At 68.6% G+C, this 22,094-nt stretch carries 19 protein-coding genes; 9 read left to right on the top strand and 10 right to left on the bottom strand.

Annotated features, from left to right (window positions below; genetic code table 11):
* Positions 1–68: 68 nt before the first annotated feature.
* The 3 genes from ACRC20_RS06670 to ACRC20_RS06660 all read left to right on the top strand — a co-directional run bounded on the left by ACRC20_RS06670 (position 69) and on the right by ACRC20_RS06660 (position 3,730).
* Complete coding sequence (locus tag ACRC20_RS06670) at positions 69–1,226, top strand: DUF3152 domain-containing protein (RefSeq protein ID WP_438685572.1); 1,158 nt, start codon at positions 69–71, stop codon at positions 1,224–1,226.
* 185 nt (positions 1,227–1,411) lie between these two features.
* The gene (moeB, locus tag ACRC20_RS06665; RefSeq protein WP_438685571.1) at positions 1,412–2,545 is read left to right on the top strand and encodes a molybdopterin-synthase adenylyltransferase MoeB; all 1,134 of its coding nucleotides are present in this window, start codon (positions 1,412–1,414) and stop codon (positions 2,543–2,545) included.
* A gap of 312 nt (positions 2,546–2,857) precedes the next feature.
* On the top strand, positions 2,858–3,730 hold the full coding sequence (locus ACRC20_RS06660; protein ID WP_438685570.1) for a TIGR02569 family protein: 873 nt from the start codon (positions 2,858–2,860) through the stop codon (positions 3,728–3,730).
* Here the strand turns inward: ACRC20_RS06660 and ACRC20_RS06655 are convergent.
* Positions 3,727–4,446, bottom strand: a complete 720-nt coding sequence (locus ACRC20_RS06655; protein WP_438685569.1) for a FadR/GntR family transcriptional regulator — start codon at positions 4,444–4,446, stop codon at positions 3,727–3,729. The two genes, ACRC20_RS06660 and ACRC20_RS06655, sit on opposite strands and share 4 nt — an antisense overlap.
* 184 nt (positions 4,447–4,630) lie before the next feature.
* On the opposite strand from ACRC20_RS06655, the gene ACRC20_RS06650 reads away from it, so the two are divergent.
* Positions 4,631–5,830: an MFS transporter gene (locus tag ACRC20_RS06650; RefSeq protein ID WP_438685568.1), complete on the top strand. Its 1,200-nt coding sequence runs from the start codon at positions 4,631–4,633 to the stop codon at positions 5,828–5,830.
* A gap of 135 nt (positions 5,831–5,965) precedes the next feature.
* Positions 5,966–7,318, top strand: coding sequence for a nitrate/nitrite transporter (locus tag ACRC20_RS06645; protein WP_438685567.1), 1,353 nt, complete (start codon positions 5,966–5,968; stop codon positions 7,316–7,318).
* Positions 7,319–7,414: 96 nt separating this feature from the next.
* Here the strand turns inward: ACRC20_RS06645 and ACRC20_RS06640 are convergent, their stop codons facing one another.
* The 6 genes from ACRC20_RS06640 to trmB all read right to left on the bottom strand — a co-directional run bounded on the left by ACRC20_RS06640 (position 7,415) and on the right by trmB (position 14,799).
* Positions 7,415–8,311: an alpha/beta hydrolase family protein gene (locus ACRC20_RS06640; protein ID WP_438685566.1), complete on the bottom strand. Its 897-nt coding sequence runs from the start codon at positions 8,309–8,311 to the stop codon at positions 7,415–7,417.
* A gap of 79 nt (positions 8,312–8,390) precedes the next feature.
* The gene (locus ACRC20_RS06635; RefSeq protein ID WP_438685565.1) at positions 8,391–8,888 is read right to left on the bottom strand and encodes a MarR family winged helix-turn-helix transcriptional regulator; all 498 of its coding nucleotides are present in this window, start codon (positions 8,886–8,888) and stop codon (positions 8,391–8,393) included.
* A 17-nt stretch (positions 8,889–8,905) separates the two neighbouring features.
* Positions 8,906–9,982, bottom strand: coding sequence for an alkene reductase (locus ACRC20_RS06630; RefSeq protein WP_438685564.1), 1,077 nt, complete (start codon positions 9,980–9,982; stop codon positions 8,906–8,908).
* Positions 9,983–10,092: 110 nt separating this feature from the next.
* Positions 10,093–10,725 (bottom strand): hemerythrin domain-containing protein, encoded by a 633-nt coding sequence (locus ACRC20_RS06625; RefSeq protein ID WP_438685678.1) that lies wholly within the window; start codon positions 10,723–10,725, stop codon positions 10,093–10,095.
* Between the two features lie 308 nt (positions 10,726–11,033).
* Complete coding sequence (locus tag ACRC20_RS06620; protein WP_438685563.1) at positions 11,034–14,009, bottom strand: MMPL family transporter; 2,976 nt, start codon at positions 14,007–14,009, stop codon at positions 11,034–11,036.
* A 70-nt stretch (positions 14,010–14,079) separates the two neighbouring features.
* Positions 14,080–14,799 (bottom strand): tRNA (guanosine(46)-N7)-methyltransferase TrmB, encoded by a 720-nt coding sequence (gene trmB, locus ACRC20_RS06615; RefSeq protein ID WP_438685562.1) that lies wholly within the window; start codon positions 14,797–14,799, stop codon positions 14,080–14,082.
* A gap of 203 nt (positions 14,800–15,002) precedes the next feature.
* On the opposite strand from trmB, the gene ACRC20_RS06610 reads away from it, so the two are divergent.
* The 4 genes from ACRC20_RS06610 to ACRC20_RS06595 all read left to right on the top strand — a co-directional run bounded on the left by ACRC20_RS06610 (position 15,003) and on the right by ACRC20_RS06595 (position 20,054).
* The gene (locus tag ACRC20_RS06610; RefSeq protein ID WP_438685561.1) at positions 15,003–16,184 is read left to right on the top strand and encodes a UbiD family decarboxylase; all 1,182 of its coding nucleotides are present in this window, start codon (positions 15,003–15,005) and stop codon (positions 16,182–16,184) included.
* On the top strand, positions 16,181–17,725 hold the full coding sequence (locus ACRC20_RS06605) for a hypothetical protein (RefSeq protein WP_438685560.1): 1,545 nt from the start codon (positions 16,181–16,183) through the stop codon (positions 17,723–17,725). Before ACRC20_RS06610 ends, ACRC20_RS06605 begins: the two co-directional genes overlap by 4 nt.
* 66 nt (positions 17,726–17,791) lie before the next feature.
* Positions 17,792–18,163 carry a DUF6802 family protein gene (locus tag ACRC20_RS06600; protein WP_438685559.1) on the top strand — a complete coding sequence of 124 codons (372 nt, stop codon included), beginning with the start codon at positions 17,792–17,794 and terminating at the stop codon, positions 18,161–18,163.
* Between the two features lie 94 nt (positions 18,164–18,257).
* Positions 18,258–20,054, top strand: a complete 1,797-nt coding sequence (locus ACRC20_RS06595; RefSeq protein ID WP_438685677.1) for a phosphoenolpyruvate carboxykinase (GTP) — start codon at positions 18,258–18,260, stop codon at positions 20,052–20,054.
* Between the two features lie 229 nt (positions 20,055–20,283).
* Here the strand turns inward: ACRC20_RS06595 and ACRC20_RS06590 are convergent, their stop codons facing one another.
* The 3 genes from ACRC20_RS06590 to ACRC20_RS06580 all read right to left on the bottom strand — a co-directional run bounded on the left by ACRC20_RS06590 (position 20,284) and on the right by ACRC20_RS06580 (position 21,964).
* Positions 20,284–20,682 carry a tat pathway signal sequence gene (locus ACRC20_RS06590; RefSeq protein WP_438685558.1) on the bottom strand — a complete coding sequence of 133 codons (399 nt, stop codon included), beginning with the start codon at positions 20,680–20,682 and terminating at the stop codon, positions 20,284–20,286.
* A 142-nt stretch (positions 20,683–20,824) separates the two neighbouring features.
* Positions 20,825–21,352, bottom strand: a complete 528-nt coding sequence (locus tag ACRC20_RS06585) for a hypothetical protein (protein WP_438685557.1) — start codon at positions 21,350–21,352, stop codon at positions 20,825–20,827.
* Positions 21,353–21,535: 183 nt separating this feature from the next.
* Positions 21,536–21,964 (bottom strand): hypothetical protein, encoded by a 429-nt coding sequence (locus ACRC20_RS06580; RefSeq protein WP_438685556.1) that lies wholly within the window; start codon positions 21,962–21,964, stop codon positions 21,536–21,538.
* Positions 21,965–22,094 lie beyond the last annotated feature (130 nt).

Here is a 22,094-nt window from a genome sequence, read left to right as displayed (position 1 = left end):
GTGGGACGTGGCTCGCGTAAACCCGGACCACGCGGTGGCGATATTACTACCGGGAGGGAAAGTGTGAGATGCTGGAACGTATGACCTGGACCGGTTCTCCGGAGTACCGGCCCTCTCCCGTGAGCGGCTGGGGAGCTGAGCCTATTCCCTATCAGCCGCCCGCTCCGCCGCAGCGCAGGCCGCTGGTGAAGGCGCCGCTGCGGGCGCGGGTGGATCCGGCGGGCCTGGAGAGCCGTGCGGACCGGGGCGCCCCGAAGGCGCGCGCGCCGCGCCGCAAGCAGGGCTGGTTCGGCCGGGTGATGCGGCTTTACGGCTGGCGGGTCTACATGATCCCGGTGCTGGCGGTGATCACGACGCTGATCGCGGTGGACGGTTTCCGGCCGCACAACACGAGCGCGGCGGAGACCGCCTCGGCCTCGCGCACGCGCGACGGGCACTCCCTCGGGGGCAAGGGGATCGGCATCCCGATCGGCAACACACTGTCGGACCGGACGAAGAAGACCGGGGCGCTGCCCGAGGGCGTGGCGTTCACCCAGGGCGCGCGGGGGACGTGGGCGGTCGTCGCGGGCCCGAACGACCGGTACGGCCCGGGCGACGCGAAGAAGTTCTTCCGCTACACCGTGGAGGTGGAGGACGGGGTCGACCTCGGCCCGCTCATGGGCGTGGACGGTTTCTCCTCCGGCGTGGACAGCACCCTGCGCGACCCGCACAGCTGGATCGGGGGGACGGACCAGATCCCGGGCAGCGAGGGCGACACCTACGCGTTCCAGCGGGTCTCCACTCCCGAGGAAATCCGCGCCGCCGAGTCTGCGGCGGACGCGGACGACAAGAACCACAGCGGCGTGGGCCCGACCGGCTTTTTCCGGATCTCCCTCACGTCGCCGGAGACCACCCGGCAGGAGTGCGGCTACGATATCCAGTTGGAGACTTCCTGCTACAAGCCGCAGGACCGGCGGGTGGTGCTGAACTTCGCGCGGTGGGTGCGGGGCGCGATCGCTTTCAACGGCGACCGGATCGAGTACCGCAAGTACATGGTGAACCACGAGGTGGGGCACGCCATCGGCCACCCGAACCACCAGCCGTGCTACACGGACGGCTCGCTGGCCCCGATCATGATGCAGCAGTCCTTCGGGGTGGCGAACAACGACATCGCCGACCTCGACCCCGCCGGGGTGGTCCCCCCGGACGGCAAGGTGTGCAAGCCGAATGCTTGGCCCTATCCGTAGTCCTGGCCCACCGCTCAGCACGCGATCTCCTTCGTTGTCCCCCGCAAGCGGGAGGTGCCCCCACCTCGCCTCGCGTACCCCGCTCGTTCCTCGCTGTGTCCGTACGCCACGGCTCGGTGCGCCTTGGATCTCATCGCGCTGAGCGGCGGGGATTGAGAGGAACGCGGCGGGACTATTCTGGAAGGATGCCGTCGCTGCCTCCGCTGGTCTCCCCAGCCGCCGAGCTCACCCCCGCCGAGCGGGAGCGCTATTCGCGGCAGACGATCCTCCCCGAGCTGGGCGAGGACGGCCAGCGGCGGCTGAAGAACGCGAGGGTGCTCGTGATCGGCGCGGGGGGGCTCGGCTCGCCGATCCTGCTCTATCTCGCCGCCGCCGGGGTGGGGACGCTCGGGGCGGTGGACTTCGACGAGGTCGAGCTGTCGAACCTCGGGCGGCAGATCGTCCATGGCTGCGCGGACGTGGGGCGGCTGAAGACGCAGAGCGCCGCCGACCGGATCGCGAGCCTGGACCCGCAGATCCGGTTCCAGCAGATCCAGGAGCGGCTGACCTCCGCGAACGCCGACGACTTGTTCCGCAAGTACGACCTGGTGGTGGACGGCTCGGACAATTTCGCCACCCGCTACCTGGCGAACGACGCGGCGGCGCGGACAGGCAGGCCGTACGTGTGGGGCTCCATCCACCGGTTCGCGGGCCAGGTGTCGGTGTTCTGGGCGGACGCCCCGGACGGGCGGGGGATCGACTACCGCGACTTGTACCCCGAGCCGCCCGCCGAGGGCTCCGTGCCGAACTGCGCCGAGGGCGGCGTGCTCGGCGTGGTCTGCGGCGTGGTCGGCTCGCTCATGGCCGCCGAGGCCGTCAAGCTTGTCGCCGGGGTGGGCGAGCCGCTGCTCGGCACGCTGCTGCTGTACGACGCGCTCGCCGGGCGGGTGCGGACGGTCTCGGTGCGGCGAGATCCTGATCGAGCTCCGGCGGACCAGGATCCCGCCGCTGTGGCCGAGGAGCCCGCCCAGCCCCGCGCGTTGCGGCCCGCCGAGCTCGAGGAGCTGCTGTCGGGCGCCCGCCCGCCCGCGCTCGTGGACGTCCGGGAGGACTCGGAATGGGCCAGGGGGCACATCGCTGGCGCGACGCACATCCCGCTCGGGCGGATCGAGTCGGCGGCCCGGGCGGGCGAGCTCCCCACGGACCGGATGGTCGTGGTCTATTGCGCGCTCGGGCCGCGCTCGGCCCACGCGGCGAGGCTCCTCCAGGCGGCGGGCGTGGACAACGTCGGAGAGCTCAAGGGCGGGCTTGTCGCCTGGCAAGCGGCCCGCTCGGGCTGAGACGGCGAGCTCCCGCGCTGCGGCAATGGCCGCGCGGTGTGAGGTGTGATGACAGTTTGCTAACACATCCGTGTCCTCGCTGGACTCTGGCCTTCGCGGCGGTACGGTCGAGTCAGCGCGACGACTGCCTGTGCCGGGACACGCCCTGTGCCGGGACAAGGCAGCAGGTCGCCGGGACAGTGTTGTCGCCGGAGAGCGCGATCGCGAAGTGTTGATTCGAGCAGTGTTTATTCGAGACAGTGTTGATTTGAGAAAGATCCGTTCCGGAAGGTGGCCAGTGATGGACTTCATTCGCACAGCCGAGGTGGCCCGGTGAGCGCCGCCCTGGAACTGGACACCGTCTCGCCCCCCGCGCATGTGGTCTCGGCGTTCGGCCTCGAGTCCGGCGCGCCCGTCCCGCTGGACGGGGGCGTGTTCCGCTACGGCGACGTGGTGCTCTCCGCCGCGGGCGACCCGGCGCGCTCGGGCTGGTCGGCCAGGGTCCGCGAGACGCTCGCGCCCGCAGGGTTCCGCGTGGCGCGCCCGGTGCGCTCCAGCGACGGCCGCTACATCATCTCCGGCTGGCGCGCGGACACGCATGTCGAGGGGCGCGTCCAGCCCCGGTTCGACGAGCTCGTCGCGGCTTCGATCCGGCTGCACCAGGCGCTGGCCGGGCTGGCCCGGCCCCGGTTCCTCATCGGCCCGGTCGCGGTGCCGCTCGCGGATTCCGACGTGTACCTGGTCGCCGACCGCGCCTCGTGGGAGCCGGACCCGTCCCGTTACCTCGCCGGGGCCGCGAACTGGCCGGGCGAGGCGGTCCTCGCGGAGCACCAGGAGCAGGTCCTGGCCATGTTCCGGGCGCTGACCCCGCTGCGCGAGCCGGTGAGCTCGCCGAACCAAGTGGTGCACGGGGATTGCTTGGAGACTGTCGTCTTCCACGGCTCCGCCGACCCCGGCGTCCTCGACATCGTCCCCTACTGGCGGCCTGCGGTGTGGGGGACCGCGCTCGTCGTGGTCGACGCGCTCGTGTGGGGCGACGCGGATCCCGCGCTGCCGGGCCGCTGGGCGCATCTGCCCGAGTTCCCGCAGCTGATGCTGCGCGCGCTCTTGTTCCGTTTGGCGGTGCATCTGCTGCATCCGCGCGCCACCGAGGCGACAGGGCAGCGGCTGGGACGCGCGGTGGACGTCGTCCGAAGCTTCCTCTAGAGGATGAACTCGCCCGCGTTGGCGCGGGCCGTCTCGCCCGTGGCCTTCGCCTGCTCGTTGTCGAGGAGGGCGGTGAGGATGTCGCTCATGATTTGGAAGGCCGCCTCGTCCTTCCCCGCGATCACGGTCTCGACGAGGGCCTGGTAGCGGGCCCCGAGCGGGAGCGAGTTGCCTTTGTCGAACCATTGCTTGCTCTGCGCGATGAGCGTGGGGACGAGCGAGTCGTAGACCTGGAGGTACACGGCGTTGTGGCCTGCGGCGACGATGCCCCGGCGCAGGGCGACGACCGCGTGGGCCGCGAGCTCGTGGTCGTCGGAGCCCACATGCGTCTCCTGGTCGGCCAGGAGCGTGCGCAGCTGCTCGATGTCCTCTTCGGTGCGCCTGCGCGCGGCGAGCCGGGCGGCGGTGGTCTCCAGGGCGAGGCGCAGTTCGAGGATGTCGTAGAGCTCGGCGCGCGAGAAGCACCGGTCCAGCGCGCCGCCGAAGTCCGAGGCGCTCATGACGTAGGTGCCGGAGCCCTGCCTGCGTTCGAGCATCCCGGCGTGGACGAGGGCCTGCACCGCTTCGCGCACGGTGTTGCGCGACGCCCCGGTGAGCTCCGTCAGCTCGGTCTCGTTGGGGATTTTCTCGCCGATCTGCCATCGGCCGTTATGAATTTCATCACTGAGCAATGTGATGATTTGGTCGATCAGGCCAGATCGCGCCACAGTGCGCACTCGATTCTCCTCAGCTCTTCCGGTGTCCGGAACGGGGATCCGAGCGAAACTCGTTCGAGTTCATCAGCAGATCATCCTATGATTGTCCAACATGGTGACTCACGAGGCTCGACTAGGACAAGACCATGAGTCTGAGATCACATTAAAGCACGTCGCCCCTCCGGTTCGCGCAGCTCGTGGTCGAATGATCGTCTTTTTGGCCATTGTCGCCTCGGCGTTGACGCTGCGGATGGCCGTCACCTCGCTGACGCCTCTCCTGGGCGAGCTGCAAAACCAGCTCGGATTCTCCACCACGATGATGGGCGTGTTCGGCATGGCCCCGGTGGCGATGTTCGGGCTCGCCGGGCTGCTCACGCCGCTTTTCGTGCACCGGGTCGGCGTGGAGCGCCTCGCCATGGCGGGGGTGGCGACCACGTTCCTCGGCCTGTTCGGCAGGGGGTTCGCCGTCGACGCATGGGACGAATTGTGCTGGTACAGCCTGGCCCTCGCGGGCATGGGCGTCGGCAACGTCGTCACGCCGCCGCTGGTGAAACGGTATTTCCCCGACCGGATCACGAAGGTGAGCACCTGGTACACCTTCGCGGTCCAGCTCGGCGCGGTGTTCCCCCCGCTGGTCGCGGTGCAGGTGCAGCAGCATTACGGCTGGCGGGTGTCGCTGGCCTGCTGGGCGGTGATTCCGTTCTGCGTGATCCCCTTGCTCGCGGTCGTGGCCGCGCGCAGGCGCGACGTGGCCCTCCCGGACGGGCCGGGCGCCGTCGTCCGCGTGCCGTTCTCCGCGCTCGCTCGCTCGAAGCTGGCCTGGGGCATGGCGGTCCTCTTCGGGGTGACGAGCCTGAACTCCTACGCCGTCATGACCTGGCTGCCGAAGCGGCTCGCGGCCGTCGGCATGCCCGCCGAGCGCGGCGCGCTCATGCTCGCCCTGTACTCCATGATCGGGATCGCCGGGCCGCTGGTCGTGGTCCCGCTGCTCCACCGGGTGCGCAGCCCGTTCGTCTTCGTGCTCGTCGGCGGGTTCTGCCACATCGCCGGATACGCCGGGCTGCTCTGGTCGCCGAGCTCCGGCACGGTGCTCTGGACCGTGCTCGTCGGCCTCGGCCCGATCACGTTCGCGATGAACCTCACGCTCATCGGCATGCTCACCCGCACGAGCGAGCACGCGGCGGCGCTCTCGGGCTTCGCGCAGGGCTTGGGCTACGTCGTGGCGATCTCCGGGCCGTTCCTGTTCGGGGTGCTGTACGGGCAGACGGGCGGGTGGGGCGCCTCGTTCGGCTTCCTCGCCTGCGCGACGGCGGTCGGGATGGTCGGCGGCTGGTTCGTCTGCCGGGGCGGCTACGTCGAGGACGAGATCGCGGCGCGCGGCCAGGACGAGGGCTGCGGCGTTTGAGCCGCGTTCTCATTTCGCCCGCGTCTTGGTTGTGAGATTCCTTTGACGGTTCGGTGACTCGGCGAGACTTGCGGCGCAACATCGCGCTTTTACGGTGATGCGGTCACCACCGCCGTCACGACAGAGGAGTCGCCGATGACAACCGCAACGCTTGAGGCTCGGCAGGACCAGTCCGCCAGCCGCGCCGACGTCCTTCGTGAATGGGATCCGGAAGACGTCGCGCTCTGGGAGGCGGCGGGCAAGAAGATCGCCGCCCGCAACCTCTTGTGGTCGGTCGTCGCCGAGCACATCGGCTTCTCGATCTGGTCGATCTGGTCGGTGATGGTGCTGTTCATGGGCCCCGAGTTCCACATCAACCCGGCGCAGAAGTTCGTGCTGGTGGCGGTGCCGACGCTGGTGGGCAGCGTGCTGCGCGTCCCCTACACGCTCGCCCCGGCCAGGTTCGGCGGCCGGAACTGGACCATCGTCTCGGCGCTTTTGCTGCTCATCCCCGCCGCGGCGACCCTGTGGGCGATGACGGCGAAGCCGAGCTTCGACGTGATCCTTCTCGTCGCCGGGCTCGCGGGGCTGGGGGGCGGGAACTTCGCCTCCTCCATGTCCAATATCAACTCCTTCTACCCCAAGCGGCTCAAAGGCTGGGCGCTGGGCCTGAACGCGGGCGGCGGGAACATCGGCGTTCCGGTCATCCAGCTCATCGGGCTCCTGGTCATCTCGACGCTCGGCCCCAAGCACGCGTCGGTGATTTGCGCGATCTACCTCGTCCTCATCGCCGTCGCCGCAGTGGGCTGCGCGATCTGGATGGACAACCTGCCGCGCCGCAGGGCGAGCTTCAAAGACCTCGTCGCCTCGATGCGCCACCTCGACGCGTGGCTCATCTCGATCCTGTACATCGGCACGTTCGGCTCGTTCATCGGCTACAGCTTCGCCTTCGGCCAGGTGCTCAACCTGAAGTTCACCAGTGCGGGCGAGACCGCCGCGCACGCCGCGCTGCACGCGGCGGAGCTCACCTTCCTCGGCCCGCTCCTCGGATCCGTCTCCCGCCCGTTCGGCGGGCTGATGGCGGACAAGATCGGCGGCGGCAAGATCACAGCTGGCGTGTTCGTCGCGATGCTCGCCTCGGCGGGACTGGTGATCGCGCAGAGCAGCTGGGCGCTCTTCTTCACCGGGTTCATCCTCCTGTTCGTCCTCTCCGGCGTGGGCAACGGCTCGGTCTACAAGCTCATCCCGGTCATCTTCACCCGCAAGGCCGCCGAGCAGGACGGCCTGTCCGAGGAGGAGCGGGCCGAGTGGGCGCGGGCCATGTCCAGCTCGCTGATGGGCATCGCAGGCGCGATCGGCGCGCTCGGCGGCGTGGGCATCAACCTGCTGCTGCGCGCCTCGTACGGCTCGGCCGCGCATTCGGCGACGATGGCCTTCGAGGTGTTCGCCGCCGTCTATCTCGTGTTCGCTGTGCTCACCTATGTTCGCTACGTCCGCACGGGCCACTGATCACGGGGTCCACGCGGCGCTAAGCTGCAAATGAAGAGAGCCGATGCCAGTGGCATCGGCTCTCTTCATGAATCACTCGTGCGGGGCGAGACGGGTTCAGCTCATGTGCCTGTCGAACCATTCGATCATCTGCTCCGGGTGTTCGGGGAAGTAGTTGTAGCCGTCCCAGCGCCGGGTGCTGCCTTCGATCCAGAACAGCTTTTTGTCGGCGACGGGGATGTTGTCGAAGATCGACTGCACGTCGGCGGGTTTGGTCAGCAGGTCGTCGCGCACCTGGATGATGAAGGTCGGCACGTGGCAGTTCTTGGCGTATTCCAGCGGCGACAGCTGGTCGATGGTGAAGCTGGTGTTCAGCTGGATTTGCCAGTCGACCGCGTCGAATTGGTCTTCGGCCCCCATCATCGCGAGGTTGTTCTCGACGAAGGGGCGCAGCGAGGTCGGCTGCGGGTTGACCAGGCAGCGCACGTCCGCGAAGAGCTCGGGGTACCTGGTCATCGCGACGTAGGTGGCGTTGCCGCCCATGCAGCGGCTGAGCAGGCCCACGGTCATGGTGCGGGTGTCGGGGCGGGACTTGATGTATTGCAGCGAGCCTGCCACGTCGCGGGATTCGAAGAGGCCCCAGGTGAAGACGCCGCCATTGGCGGCGGCGCTGTTGCCGAAGTTGCGCGAGTCGTAAGTCAGCACGTTGTAGCCAGCGGCGTGCAGGTTCTTGTAGTCCGCCATGTAGTTGACCTCGACGTCGTTGCCGCCGGGCGTGGCCCACGGCTCCAGGTGCGAGGCGATGCCGTAACGGTTGAAGTTCATCGGGTGGTTGGCGATGACCAGTTTGTCCGAGCCCGGACAAGGGATCCACCACGCTTCTAGCGGGGTGCCGTCGACGGATGGGAACGTGATGTCCTCATACGCCAGCCCGTACTCGTCCGGCGTGTGCAGGATGGGTGAACGGACCGGGGTGACGAGGCCTTTGCCCAGGACTTTGATTGCTTGCGACATATCGGCTATGGCAGTTTCTTGTTCTCTTTCCGGCGCGGAGTGGGTCATCTCGGGTTCCTTTCGAATGGGGGCGCAAACGCTACGCGGGCGGGCGCCAGGTTTGTTTGTCGATGTTCGCGGCGAGTTTCGCGGCGAGCACGGCGAATTGTTTTTGTTCTGGTTCGGTCAGCCCGGCCGCAGTAATGTCTTCGAGCTTCGCCCAGACCTCAAAGACCTTCTCGCGGAGCTCGACCCCTTTCGCGGTGAGGGCGACGAGACTGACGCGCTCGTCGTGCTCGGCCTTGCTCCGCGTGACGAGTCCGGCTCTCTCCAGCCGGGCGACTGATTTCGCGACGGTGGAGTGGTCCGCCCTCAGCAGCTCGCACAGCGACTTCTGCGACCGTCCCTGCGCGCCGTCCAGCTGCATCAGCATGACCTCTTGGCCGAGGTGCAGGCCGATCTCGGAGAGCATCGCGGCCGCTGCCGACCGGTGGGTCCTGGCCAGCCCGAAAATCGCGAAGCCGACCGGGAAATCGTTCGCGGCTTCGGGCAGGTCAGGCACGGAGGACGCGTCGAGAGCCTTTCGGGTTTTCATCATTGTTCAAACCTACGCGTTCACGCCTCTGCGTTGGCGAGCGTCGGGTAGTCGGTGTAACCAGCGGCTCCGCCGCCGTAGAAGGTGCTCGGGTCCGGCGCGTTCAAGACCGCGCCGAGGCGAAGCCGGTCAACGACGTCGGGGTTGGCCAACGCCGACCACCCCAACGGGGCGATGTCTGCCAAACCGCGCGCCACGTCGTCGCCGATCTGCTCGACGCCTCGTCCGTTTCGGACCAACAGCAACGTGTTCGGCCACAGCGAGCGCAGGTCGCGCAATAGGCCGTCGTCCTCGGCGAAGTAGTACAGGTGCAGATAGAGCAAGTCGAGTTTTGCGAGCTCGGCGACGAGGTGCCGGTACAGCTCGCCGCTTTCGGGCCCCTCGTCCAATCCACCGAGCCGCGCGCCGGGCGAGAGCCGGATTCCGGTGCGCTCGGGACCGATCGCGTCGGCGACAGCCGACGCGACCTCCACGGTGAACCGCGACCTGTTTTCGATCGATCCTCCGTACCGGTCCTCACGGACGTTCGCGTTCGGCGCGAGGAACTGCTGCGGCAGGTATCCGTTGGCCCCGTGGATCTCGACTCCGTCGGCCCCTGCCGCGACAGCGGCCAGAGCCGCCCGGCGGAAGTCGTCGACGGTCGCCCCGATCTCGTCGGTGCTCAACGCGCGGGGCGTGGGAATGTCTTTGCGTCCGGCGGCGGTGTGCGTCTGCACGCCGGGGGCGATCGCCGAGGGCGCCACCGGCTGCCGATGGTGCGGCGTGTTGTCCGGGTGCGACATCCTCCCGACGTGCATCAATTGGATGATGAGGCGAGCGCCCTCGTCGTGGACGGCGTCCGCGACGGCCCGCCATCCTTCGATATGGGCTTCGGTGTAGATGCCGGGGGTGTTGAGGTATCCGCCCTGGCCGTCGTCGGAGGGCTGCGTCCCCTCGGTGATCAACAGGCCGAGCCCGGCCCGCTGCCGGTAGTACTCGACCGCGAGCGGCCCTGGGGTGCCGTCCGCGTTAGCCCTGCTCCGAGTCATCGGAGACATCGCGAGCCGGTGCTCCAAGCGGAACGGCCCCATTTCGTAGGGGTCCCAGATCGTGGTCATCGTGCAGCTCCTTCGGTCATTTATGTTGCCAACCACATAATAACATATACGTTGCCGACCACATAAATATTGTGAGCGACGACACGTGCTCTTCGTCGCGGATGTGGCGGTCAGAGCTCGGTGCTGCGCGGCGGGGTGGCCGTGCCGTGCACCCGCTGGGAGTGGGCCGCGAACGCCGACGCGGCCAGCTCCTTGATTGCGGGGCTGGTGTCGGCGGATGTGGTGGCGATGACCTGTTCGACACTCTCGGGGTCGCCCTCGTACATCATCATTCCGAGCAGGAGCGGGGCGTAGTCCGGGTCGACCGAGCCTGATTCGCCCTTCAGGAACCCGGTCCATTCGGCGGCCGTGATGCGTTGTTCCATCAGTGGCACGACGAGGCCCTCCTCGGTGTCCAGGTGCTCCTTCAGCACGGGTGCCAGTCGGTCGAGCACGTCGGCCAGGGCCTGTCGGGATGCGGCGGTCGGGCTGTCGCGCCAGGCGCTCACGGCCGCGTCGACCTGGGGGATCAGCTCGGCGAGCTGGTGGTGCTGGGCCTCCATCAGCTCCATCAGCGAGGCCACCGACTCGCCGCAGCGGTCGAGCAGCAACGGCCAGACGTTGTCGTCTTCGAGGACGTGGTGGGTGTGCAAGAAACTCGTTATGCCTGCGATGTGGTCGCCAATGACGCCCGCGCGGTCGCGATCGCCTGTCGCGACGTCGAGAACGAGCCTCGGCATGAGGGCGAACTCTCGCCGAAACATGTCGTGCACTATGAGCATTTCGCCTCGGCGGAAGCGCGGTTGCGTGTCGACTTGCTCGTGGTGGGCCATCTTCGATTCCTTTGTCGTGTTGGGCTTGCGCCGGGTGGCGGGGCCGTCTTTTGGCGACGGCCCCTCGATAGTTTATGTTGCCGGCAACATATTAACGTATGCGCCGCCGCGCGGCTCTTCGCAGGGCCACGCTTTCGGGGGCCGGCTCCTCGCCGCAACAAAAATGAACATGAAACGAAGAGGGCCGATGCGAATTCGCATCGGCCCTCTTCGTTTGCTCCCCGAAGGGGTTGCCGGGACTAGTCGTTACCCCTGGCTTTGCGCAGGAGGTCCCAGGGGCTCAGCGTGCCGGGGGCGCCGGGGTGGTGCTTGCCTGCGGAGATGAAGCGCGAGTCTTCCTCGTCCGGCGACTGGGGCTGGTGCTCGCCCGGCTCGGGGGCGGATTGCTCCGGCTCGTCCGGGCTCGCCGCCCGCGGGGCCTCCACAGCGGCCTCCCGGTACGCCTGGGGCTGCTCGACCGGCTCCGGCTGCGGCGCGGGGGCGCTGCCCGCCCGCAGGGCCTCCACGGCGGCCTCTTGGTAGGCCTGGGCCTTCTGCTTGGCCTCACGTTGCGAGGTGTAGTCGCCCGGAGCCGTGTCCCACGCGGGTGGGGGAGAATCGCCCGGAGCCGCCGTGTCCCATGCGGGAGCCGGAGCGCTCGGCGCAGGAGCGGTCCAGGCGGACGGGGGGGCTTCCTGCGGCTGCGCGCCCCATGCGGCCAACTGCTGCGGCGCGGGCTCTGCCCGCCGCGACGGCGCGGGGGGCACGTCGTGCGTCGACCAGTACTCCTGCTGGTCGATGGGCCCCTCGTCGTCGATGACATAGATCGGCTGGGTCGGGGCGCCGTCGCCGAACTTGGCGAACTGGTCCGTCTCGGGGGACTGGCCCGGAACCGGCTGCTGCTGCTGCTCGGCGGAGCCCTCCCAGCCCTGCGGGCGCTGGGTGTGCACGACGGGCGGGGCGGGCGCGGAGCCGCCTGCGGCGGCGGGGATGAGGTGCCGCTCGTCCGGCAGCTCGATCTCGCCGAGGCCGAGGCGCTCCTGGAGCCTGTGCATCCACTTCGGGGCCCACCAGTTCTCGTCGCCGAGCAGCTTCATGGTGGCCGGGACGAGGATCATTCGCACGGCGGTGACGTCGATGAGCAGCGCCGCGATGAGGCCGAAGGCGAGGTACTTCATCATCACCAGGTCCGAGAAGCCGAACGCCGAGGCCACCACCAGCAGCACGAGGGCAGCCGCCGTGACGATCCGGCCGCCGCTCGCCGCGCCTTCGCACGTCGCCTCTTCGGTGGACAGGCCCCGGCCCCTGGCCTCGACCGTCCTCGCGAGGAGGAAGACCTCGTAGTCCGAGGACAGGCCGTACACGAGGGCGACGAGCAGGGCGAGCACCACGGCCATCAGCGGATACGGGGTGAAGTTCAGCAGGCCGGAGCCGTGGCCCTCCTGGAAGATCCAGGTGAGCACGCCGAGCGTGCTGCCGAGCGAGAGCACCGACAGGATGACCGCCTTGATCGGCAGCACCACGGAGCCGAAGGCCAGGAACATCATGATCGTGGTGATGATGACGAGCAGCACGCTCATCAGCGGGAAGCCGTCGAAGACCGCGTCGATGCTGTCCTGCTCGAGCGCGGGGGCGCCGTACACCCAGAGCGTGGTGCCTGCCGGGGCCTTGATCTCCCGGAGCCGGTGCACGGCCTCGCCCGCCGTGCCCCGGTCGATGAGCCCGTTCTCGGCGACGGCGACGCCGTCGGTCAGGTGCGTCGGGTCCGGGTGCGCGGCGTCGGGGAAGGCGAAGTGCCCGGTGAAGCCGGGGATCGCGTTCGCCTGGCTCGCGATGTCGCCCAGCTGCTGCGGATCGCCGCCGAGGACCATGAGCTTCAGCGTCTCGGTGCGCTCCTTCGGGAAGGTCTCCTCGAAGTGCTGCAGGCCGAGGCGGGTGGCGTTGTCCGGCGGCAGGTACTTCTCGCTGATGCCCGCGAACTGGATGTTGAGCGCGGGGATGATGAGCAGGACGAGGACCGCGACGACCGGGATGATGAGCTTGACCGGGTGGTTCATCACCCACGCGGACAATTTGCCCCAGAAGCTGTCCATCACCTGCTCGCGGCTGCGGGTGCGCTTGAAGTAGCGCATGATCGGCAGGTCGGCGATGAACTTCAGGCGCAAGAAGCGCAGGATCGTGTCGAGGCTGAGCGCGTCGACGCGCGGCCCGAGGACGGCCAGCATCGCGGGGAGGACGGTCAGCGAGATGAAGGCCGCGAACGTGATCGAGACGCCGCAGGCGTATGCCACCGACCGCAGGAAGCCCTGCGGGAAGAGCAGCACGCAGGCGATGGAGACGACCACCAAGAGCGCCGAGTAGACCACGGTGCGCCCCGCCGATTGCACCGTGCGGCGCACCGCGACCTCGGTGGGGTAGCCCTCGGCGAGCTCTTCGCGGAAGCGGCTCACGATGAACAGGCCGTAGTCCACCGCGATGCCGAGGCCGACCAGGCTCACCACCGGCTGCGCGAACGCGCTCACGTCGGTGAGCTCCGAGAGGATCTTCATGAGGCCGTAGCCGCCGAGGATGGCGAGCCCGCCGACGATGGCGGGCAGGGCCGCGGCCACCACGCCGCCGAAGACGAAGAACATGATCAGCGCGGTGAGGGGGACGGCGAGGATCTCCATCCGGAAGACGTCTTTGCCCATCGTCTCGTTGATCGCGTCGGTGACCGAGAGCAGGCCGGTCACCTCGACCTTCGCGCCGGGCACAGAGAAGTTGAACGCGTCTTTCACCGCGCGGTAGTTGTTGACCCGCTCGGTGTCGTCCTTGCCCGCGACACCGATGCTCACGAAGGTGTGCTTGCCGTCGGGGCTCTCCAGCCTCGATTTGACGATCGGGATCGCGGCGGGGGCGTGGCCGTCCGCCGTCGGCTGCGGCCAGGTCTGGGGCGCGGCGTGGTTCCAGACCCCCCACAGGCTGAAGACGTCGACCGTCATGTCGGCGTGGTCGTGCTTGATCTTCTCCAGCTGGTTGAACACCGCGTCGGCGATCGCCGGGTTCTCCACGCTCCCGCCCTCGTCGGTGGCGCTGATGAAGAGGATGACGTCGGACTTGGTGTCCTTGCCGAACTTCTCGTCGGCGAGCTGCGAGGCCCGGACGGACTCGCTGTCGTCGGCGTACCAACCCCCCTGGGTGAGGTGTTTGGGCAGGTCGATCCCGTAGATCCCCAGCGCGACGAAAATCGCGGCCATCACGACGATGACCGGAATACGTGCCCTATAGACAAAGGCTCCGATGGCTCCGAACAAGTCTGTGTGCTCCTCAATCGTTTCCGGGCTCGTGTCCAGAGCCCGTGGTTCGCTTGCTGACGACGAACTCGGTCACCGAGCGGCCAGCCCGCTGCGCTCGCGCCTCGAACGCCGTGGTCGGACGGCTCGGAACGGAGCGCTCCGCTGGCAAAGCGACAAGGCGCGGCTCGTCGGCAAGGCTGCCAGCTATCGCCTCAGCATAGTTCGCGTCGTCGGTCGCGACGTGCAGGACACCGCCGACACAGAGGCGTTCGGCGATTTGGGAGACGGTCCACAGGTTCACGAGACGGCGTTTGTGGTGCCTCGTTTTCGGCCACGGGTCGGGAAAAAGCACGCGGACCATGGCGACGGAGCCGGGGGCGAGCCGGTCGAGCAGGCCGGTCGCGTCGGTGCGCAGCAGCCGGACGTTCGCGACGCCCCGCTCGCCGAGGCTTTGGAGCAGTTGGGCGAGTCCGGGCTTGTAGCGCTCGACGCCGATCACATTGTGGTCGGGGAGCTGCTCGGCCAGGGACAAGGTGGCCGCCCCGTTGCCGAAGCCGATGTCGAGGACGAGCGGCGCCTCGCGGCCGAACCACTGCGCGAGGTCGGGGAGCGTCCCTTCGGGGTCGCCCTCCACAATTCGGTGGCCGAGCTGCGGCCACAGCCGGTCCCACACGTCCTGCAGGGCGGGGGAGAGCGTGCCCCGGCGGCCGACGGTGACGGCGACGGGGCGGCGGGGAGTCTGTGCGGTCATAGGCCTACCAGTGTGCCGGATCCGGGAGGTTTCTTCACGAAGCAACGCCTCCCCAGGTCGGAGGCGTTGCGTTGGCCCTCGTGGCGAAACCTCCGGAGAGGGTCGTGCGCCGTGGCGCGCTCTGACTTTTGCTAGAGTGCCCGTCAGGCATGTGCAGCGCGCCTGGGGTTGGGAGCGCCGCATGCGTGGAATTAGGAGCGGCGATGACGAACGGACTCCCGGACATGGGAGGCCATGGGGAGCGTTCTGCAGGCCCTCGCGACATCGGTGGGGGCGGACAGGGGACCTGGGGGGCGTATCGCTGGTCTTCGCGCGGGGAGGCCAATGCCCTGGTGTCGTCGCTGCGGGCGGCGGCCGAGCGGTCCGGCCCACGGGCACTCGCGGCGGCGGACGAGCTGGGCAAGGTGCTCTCCGCTCCGATCCGGGTCGCGGTGAAAGGCCGAGAGGGGGTGGGGAAGTCGAAGGTCGTCCAGGTCCTCGCCCCGCCGTTGGAGGGCGAGCTGGCGTTCGTCGAGTGCGACCTCGAACAGAGCCAGGAGCCGCCCGAGATCGTCCTGCATGTGCTGGCCGCCGCCGCGCGGAGCGCGGACAAGGACGCCAGCAAAGCTGTGGACAACACGATGGCCTGCGGCTTGCTCAACAAATGCGACACCATCTCGACCCCCGGCGACTCCGGGCTGTGGGACCAGGCGGGCGAAGCGGCCGCGCGGTCGACGAGGGAGCTGGGGTATCCGGTCTTCCCCGCCGTCGCCCTGCTCGCGAACGCGTCGGTGGACGCGGTCACGTACGGCTGGCTCCAGGCCATCGCGGACGCGGAGGAGACGATGCCGCCGTCTGCGGAGCTGTTCCTCGAAGCGGGGCGCGGCTCGCCGGTCGGGACCGCCGAGCGCGAGCGCCTGCTGCGCGAGATCGGGATCTACGGGCTGTACTGCGCGTTCGGCGCGCTGCATGTGGAGGCGTACCGCGATCCGGAGGTGCTGACCGACCTGCTGCGGGAGCTCAGCGGGTTCGGCGCGTTCATCCCGAGCCTGCAGGGGCTTGCGGTCAAGGCCAGGGCCCGCCGGATCAGCGAGTTCCTGGCCAAGCTGGAGCAGGCCGCCGCGCTCGGGGTGCTGCGGGACGAGATCGAGACGATGCTGGCGGGCGCCCCGGTCGCGCGGCTGCGCATGGACGCGGCCCTCGGCAGCGGCGTGCTCGGCCAGGACGAACTGGGGGACGGCGCGGGCCCGTCCGCCGATCCGCGCGCGGCGTTGGACCGGGCGGTCCGATTCCGCGAGCTCGGGACGCGTTCGTCGGATCCGAGGGCGGCGGGCCTCGCATGGGACTTGCACGTCGGTTTTCTCCGGTCGTGGGCGGAGCGCTCACGACCTGGTCATCCGGCATGAGCGTGAGCCGGGACGGCGCTCAGGAGGACTGGCCTGTGCGGGCCCGCTCCATCTTGCGCAGGCTCCAGCCGGACCTCGTGCTGGACGCCGCGACGCCCGCGACGGGGCCGATCGCGGTCGTCGGCGCGGCGGGCAGCGGGAAGAGCGAGCTCATCGCGGCGTTGGCGGAGGAGGCCCCCGGCATCGACGTGCGCGAGGTCAACGAGGCGGACCTCGCGGCGTTCGCGTTGATCGGGGCGAAAGCGGCGCTGGTCGTACTCGACGCGGGGGCGCCGGTCGACAAGACGGACCTTGCCGTGGTGCGGGCCGTCGCTGGGCGGGTGCACCACATCGCGTTCGCGGTCACGAAGATCGACGCGTACGAGAACTGGCGCGGGACGCAGGCCAGGGACGCGCAAGCGCTCGAAGGCCTCGGCCCCCGGTTCGCCTCCGCCCGGCTGCACCCGGTCTCCGCGCGGTTGCACCATCTGGCGATGAACGCGCACGACCCGCTGCAGGTGCGGCAGTGGAGCGCGGCCTCCGGCCTGCGCGAGCTGGCCGCCGACCTGCGCCGGATCGAGAGCGTGCCCGCTGAGACGCGGACGTATCAAAACTGGCTGCGCTACCTCGACGGGCAGCTCTCCGAGGCCGGGATGCGCTCGCAGGACCCCGCCCCCGAGGAGGCGCTCTCGGCGGAGCACCGCAGGGTGCTGCGCGAGCGGACCCAAGAGCACCGCAACCAGGACGCGAGCCGGACCGAGAGCCGCGACATGCTGCGCAGCCAGCTGCAGCTGGCGCGGGTCGACCTCGCGGTCGAGCTCAACTCCATGGCCCGGTCCACGTCGGCGCAGGTCCGCGAGCGCGCGTCCAAAGCGTCCGGGCGCGAGCTGAAAAACCTCATCGAGGTCGTCAAGCCGAAAATCCTCGAGCTCGACCAGCGGGTGACCATGTCGTGCCAGGGGCGGATCGCGGCGATCAGCTCGGCGGTCCTCGGCCGCCCGGACCTGCGCGCCATCTCGCTCTTCGCGCAGCCCGAGCTGCGCCCGCAGGAGCATCTCGACCCGCCGAAGTTCGGCTCCTGGGGCATCGAGGACTTCGTCGTCGTCCTCCTGGGCGTCTCGGCGGGCGTCGGCCTCGGGCGGATCGCCGTGCTGCCGTTCCAGCGGGTGCCGGGGCTCGCGGCGTGGAGCGTGCCGCTCGTCGCGGTGCTCGGCCTCGCGATTGCGATGGCCGTCGTCTCCATCCGCAGGCTCTCGTCGGGCAGGCAGATGGCCGTGGCCTGGGTCACGGAAGCCGTGGCCTACCGCCGGGGCCAGTTGGAGCAGATGATCACCGCGGGCCTGCTCCACGCGGAGACCGAACTCACACAAGTCCTCGACGACCTTTTCGTGCGGCAGCGGCTGCGGAGCGAGCAACGGATGGACGAGCTCGAGCAGACCGCGAAGGACATCGCCACGCGGCTGACCCGGTTGCGCTCGCAGCGCGAGCGCGAGCGGTCGGAGATCTTCACGATCCGCAAAGGCCTCGTGGCGCTCGCGAACGCCGCAGATCAACACGGTTAGCGAGATCTCGGGCGGGAAGCGCCGCCTGCGGTTGCCGCGCTCGCTGCGAGGGGATAGAGTTTGAGGATGGCCGATGAATTCTTCTCCGCCTTCACGGGGCTGCCCTCTGCCCCGGAGGGCATTGCGGACGGGCATGGGGGCAATGGGCACATGTGGGCAGAGCAGGGGACGAGCATGGTCGACCTCGGCCCCCCGACGGTGTCCGCGAACGGGGACGGGATAATGGACACGTGCACCGTTGCCACTGATCACGACATCACGGTGTACACCGATGTCGACCACGACGGCGTCGCCGACTACGCGTACCGGGTGGACCATGAGGGCCACTACGAGCGTTGGCATTTCGCGGCTGACGCGGCTTCTGCCGCCCAGCCGACCGGCGACCGCCAAGGCGTGCACAGGCATTGGGAGATGATGGACAGCGGGCAACTGCTCTGACGAAAAAATCCAGGAAGGGTCGGAACTCTTGAGCCAGAACATCGCCGAGGCCGCGTCGACGCAGCAGGGCTTCAGCCAGCCCGTCCTCGAAAAGATCTTGGAGCAAGCCCCGACCCAGCACCAAGAGGTGCTCTCCTGGGTCCGCGAGGTCGCCGAGCTCACCACTCCCGACGACGTCGTCTTCGTCGACGGCAGCGAAGCCGAATGGGACCGCCTCGCGGAGAAGCTCGTCGCGGCGGGCTCCTTCGTCCGGCTGAACCCCGAGCGCAAGCCGAACTCGTTCCTCGCCCGCTCGGCCGCCGCAGACGTGGCCAGGGTCGAGTCGCGCACGTTCATCTGCTCCGAGGACGAGGCGGACGCCGGGCCGACCAACAACTGGGTGGCGCCCAAAGAGATGCGGGAAACGCTGACCGGGCTGTACAAGGGCAGCATGCGCGGGCGCACCATGTACGTGATCGCGTACTGCATGGGCCCGCTGGACGCCCCCGAGCCCAAGCTCGGCGTCGAGCTCACCGACTCCGAGTACGTGGTGCTGTCCATGCGGATCATGAGCCGCATGGGTGTCCCGGTGTGGGAGCTGCTCGGCAAGGACGGGAGCTACGTGAAGGGGCTGCACTCGGTCGGCGCGCCGCTCGCCCCCGGCGAGGCCGACGTGCCGTGGCCGTGCAACAGCACCAAATACATCACCCACTTCCCCGAGACCCGTGAGATCTGGAGCTACGGCTCCGGCTACGGCGGGAACGCACTCTTGGGCAAGAAATGCTACTCGCTGCGCATCGCCTCGGTCATGGGCCGGGACGAGGGCTGGCTCGCCGAGCACATGCTGATCTTGAAGCTCACCTCCCCCGAGGGCGAGGTCTTCTACATCGCGGCGGCCTTCCCCAGCGCCTGCGGCAAGACCAACCTGGCGATGATCCAGCCCACCATCCCCGGCTGGAAGGCGGAGACCATCGGCGACGACATCGCGTGGATCCGCTTCGGCGAGGACGGGCGGCTGTACGCGACCAACCCCGAGGCGGGGTTCTTCGGCGTCGCGCCCGGCACCGGCGAGAGCTCGAACCCGAACGCGATGACGACGTTCGCCGGGGGCAACTCGATCTTCACCAACGTCGCGCTCACCGACGACGGCGACATCTGGTGGGAAGGCATGGGCGGCAAGCCCGCGCATCTGACCGACTGGGAGGGCAACGACTGGACCCCCGAGTCCAAGACCAGGGCGGCCCACCCGAACTCCCGCTACTGCGCCCCGATCGAGCAGTGCCCGACCGTCGCGCCCGAGTGGCAGGACCCGAAGGGCGTGCCGCTCTCAGCGATCCTTTTCGGCGGCAGGCGCAAGACCACGGTCCCGCTGGTGTCCCAGTCCTTCGGCTGGCGCCAGGGCGTGTTCCTCGCGAGCACGCTCTCCTCGGAGCAGACCGCCGCGGCCGAGGGCGAGGTCGGCGCGATCCGGCGCGACCCCATGGCCATGCTGCCGTTCATGGGCTACCACATCGGCGACTACCTGCAGCATTGGATCGAGGTCGGCGAGAAGGCCGACGAGTCGAAGCTGCCGAAGATCTTCTATGTGAACTGGTTCCGCCGCGGCGACGACGGCAGGTTCCTGTGGCCGGGCTTCGGCGAGAACTCCCGTGTGCTCAAATGGATCGCCGAGCGGGTCCAAGGCAAAGCGCAGGGCGTCGAGACCCCCATCGGTGTCGCGCCGAAGTTCGAAGAGCTCGACCTCGCCGGGCTCGAAGCCGACCGCGCCGATGTCGAAGAGGCGATCGCGGTCCGCGCCGAGGAGTGGCAGGCCGAGGTCCCCGGCATCGAGCAGTGGTTCGAGTTCATCGGCGACCGGCTCCCGAAGGGGCTCGGGGAAGAGCTTCAGGCCCTCCGCTCCCGCCTTTCGTAGTGCTCACTGCCCAGATGGCGCCTCGCGGCGTTCTCGGCTCCTCGCGTACCCCGCTCGTTCCTCGCTAGCACGTACGCGTCGTCGCCTGCGGCCTTGCGATGCATCCATCTGGATCAGCGAGGGCTTTGCGATGGTGCTTCGACGCGCATGCTCGTGGCGGCAAGAGGTGAGACATAGAGGCGTCCTCAGCGCGAGTACGCCTGAGGAATGGGACGCGCTGCTGGGCCGGTCAGCCGTTCTCTTTCGAGCAGTCCTCGGAGATCTGCTGCTCGTAGGGCAGGAACCGGGTGCGCCAGTCGATGTCGCCGAACATGCCGCCGGTGCTGTTCTCGTACGCGGGGATGACCGAGCCCGCGTCGGTGGCCTCACGGGTGCGGATGAGCCAGTTCAACAGCCATTTCTGCCTGCGGCTGCCAACCGGTCCGGACTTGATCTTCGCGATCTCCTCGGGCGCCACCCGCTCCATCGCGTGGTAGATCTGCCACGCGGAGCATTTGGTGTTCTTGAAGAAATCGAGGCCGATCGCGTTGTCGTCCGCGGCGGCGTTCGGGCTGGAGCCCATGGTCAGCACGGCAAGTCCGGCGAACGCGAGACCGGCGCTCCGGCGGGCGGAAGACAACCTTGGCATGACCACTCCTGATTCGCAGCTCCCTGAGCTGGCTTTCGAGCAGCTCAGGGCTACGAGTGTATCAGGAAGCCGCTTTTCGTTCACCCGATGTTTGAAAACATCGGGTTACGAGAAAGAGCGTCCGGCGCCTCTGCGGGGGGCCCTAGTGGACGGTCGCGGGCGGGCCCGAGCTGTAGTCGGGATCGAATTTCGGAGCCTTCTTGCCCTTCGGGCCGGTCTTGTCCGCCGGGCGCAGATCGCCGCCGCTGCACACCTCCGCGATCTGGTCCTGGTACGGAGTTATCTGCTTCCAGAACGATTCGCCGAAGAGATTGTCGATTTCGTCGACGTCGAGGATGCCGGGACGGGCGCCGACGGACCCGATGATCATGACGAGCCAGTTGCGGACCCACTTCTGTTTGCGGGACCCGTTCGGCTCCTTCTTGATCAGCGCCCATTGGTCGGGGGCGACCTTTTGAATCGCGTCGAGAATTTGATCCGCGTTGCACGGGGTCTTGCGGAAGAACGTGAGGTCGATGGCCTGGGAGGTGTGCTTCGCCGAGTTCGACGGGTCCTGCGTCGGGGTCGTCGCGGGGACGGGGTCGGCCGCCGCCGTCGGGGCGAGTCCGCCTGCGGCGGCACAGACTGCGAGCACGACGCTGGAGAGACGTCGAGAAACAAACGGTGGCATGGGGCTCTCCGGTGGCGCTGGCGGTGGACGATATCCAGCCAAGGTACGTCCGGAGAATGTCCGCATGCCGTCGTCGTAGTGACAAGGAAACGGCGGAAAAATTGACGCGCGGCGCCGAAAAGCTCACAAGCCCAAGGATCGGATTATGCAGCCGAGGGCGAGGTCGGTGCAGGGCCGCCCGAGCTAGCGCTGTCTGCCGCCAGGGGGGAATTTGCCGCACGCGGCGACGACCGCGTCCATCCGGCCGCCGACGTCGTTGATCCAGTACGGCCGGTATTCGTGGGCGTTGGGCGCTTTGGAGTTGATCCGCCGGTTCCCCGGCTGGTTCTTCAGGTAGCCCAGCAGCCAGTTGCGCGCTTGGATCATCGATTTGCCCTCGCGCGCGTCGCTGGCGTTGAGCTTGGCCCAGACATCGGGAGTGACCTCTTGGACCGCGTCCAAGACCTGGTCGGCGGTGCACGGCGCGGACTCGAGCGGGCCGGGATTGGGGTACCACGAGGGCACCGGATGCGGCGGATCGCCCGGATCCGCCGAGGCGAGGGGCGCGCTGACCGCCGCGAGCGCCACAAGGACGCCCGCGAGGGGCCAGCGCGCCGCGCTCGGTCGAGACATGCTCAGAACTGGCCGCAGGTGTTGAGGACCTGCTCGGTCGTGGGACCGTACTGGACGAGCGAGGTGATGATGCTCGGGCCGCCGTCCGGGTTCGGCTTGTGCAGCGAGGCCTTGCGCCCGGCGGGGGACT

It is taken from the genome of Segniliparus sp. (assembly GCF_051660745.1).
Lineage (GTDB): Bacteria > Actinomycetota > Actinomycetes > Mycobacteriales > Mycobacteriaceae > Segniliparus.
Note: the sequence above shows the minus strand (reverse complement) of the source record. Positions and strands in the feature narration are given on the sequence as shown.

What these genes read in the sequence shown, in the direction of transcription:
- trmB (WP_438685562.1), bottom strand. Translation starts at nt 14,799, where the DNA reads ATGACCGCACAGACTCCCCGCCGCCCCGTCGCCGTCACCGTCGGCCGC.
- ACRC20_RS06580 (WP_438685556.1), bottom strand. Translation starts at nt 21,964, where the DNA reads ATGTCTCGACCGAGCGCGGCGCGCTGGCCCCTCGCGGGCGTCCTTGTG.
- ACRC20_RS06620 (WP_438685563.1), bottom strand. Translation starts at nt 14,009, where the DNA reads ATGGCCGCGATTTTCGTCGCGCTGGGGATCTACGGGATCGACCTGCCC.
- ACRC20_RS06585 (WP_438685557.1), bottom strand. Translation starts at nt 21,352, where the DNA reads ATGCCACCGTTTGTTTCTCGACGTCTCTCCAGCGTCGTGCTCGCAGTC.
- ACRC20_RS06605 (WP_438685560.1), top strand. Translation starts at nt 16,181, where the DNA reads ATGAGCGTGAGCCGGGACGGCGCTCAGGAGGACTGGCCTGTGCGGGCC.
- ACRC20_RS06640 (WP_438685566.1), bottom strand. Translation starts at nt 8,311, where the DNA reads ATGTCGCAAGCAATCAAAGTCCTGGGCAAAGGCCTCGTCACCCCGGTC.
- ACRC20_RS06670 (WP_438685572.1), top strand. Translation starts at nt 69, where the DNA reads ATGCTGGAACGTATGACCTGGACCGGTTCTCCGGAGTACCGGCCCTCT.
- moeB (WP_438685571.1), top strand. Translation starts at nt 1,412, where the DNA reads ATGCCGTCGCTGCCTCCGCTGGTCTCCCCAGCCGCCGAGCTCACCCCC.
- ACRC20_RS06630 (WP_438685564.1), bottom strand. Translation starts at nt 9,982, where the DNA reads ATGACCACGATCTGGGACCCCTACGAAATGGGGCCGTTCCGCTTGGAG.
- ACRC20_RS06650 (WP_438685568.1), top strand. Translation starts at nt 4,631, where the DNA reads ATGATCGTCTTTTTGGCCATTGTCGCCTCGGCGTTGACGCTGCGGATG.
- ACRC20_RS06625 (WP_438685678.1), bottom strand. Translation starts at nt 10,725, where the DNA reads ATGTTTCGGCGAGAGTTCGCCCTCATGCCGAGGCTCGTTCTCGACGTC.
- ACRC20_RS06590 (WP_438685558.1), bottom strand. Translation starts at nt 20,682, where the DNA reads ATGCCAAGGTTGTCTTCCGCCCGCCGGAGCGCCGGTCTCGCGTTCGCC.
- ACRC20_RS06635 (WP_438685565.1), bottom strand. Translation starts at nt 8,888, where the DNA reads ATGATGAAAACCCGAAAGGCTCTCGACGCGTCCTCCGTGCCTGACCTG.
- ACRC20_RS06645 (WP_438685567.1), top strand. Translation starts at nt 5,966, where the DNA reads ATGACAACCGCAACGCTTGAGGCTCGGCAGGACCAGTCCGCCAGCCGC.
- ACRC20_RS06610 (WP_438685561.1), top strand. Translation starts at nt 15,003, where the DNA reads ATGACGAACGGACTCCCGGACATGGGAGGCCATGGGGAGCGTTCTGCA.
- ACRC20_RS06600 (WP_438685559.1), top strand. Translation starts at nt 17,792, where the DNA reads ATGGCCGATGAATTCTTCTCCGCCTTCACGGGGCTGCCCTCTGCCCCG.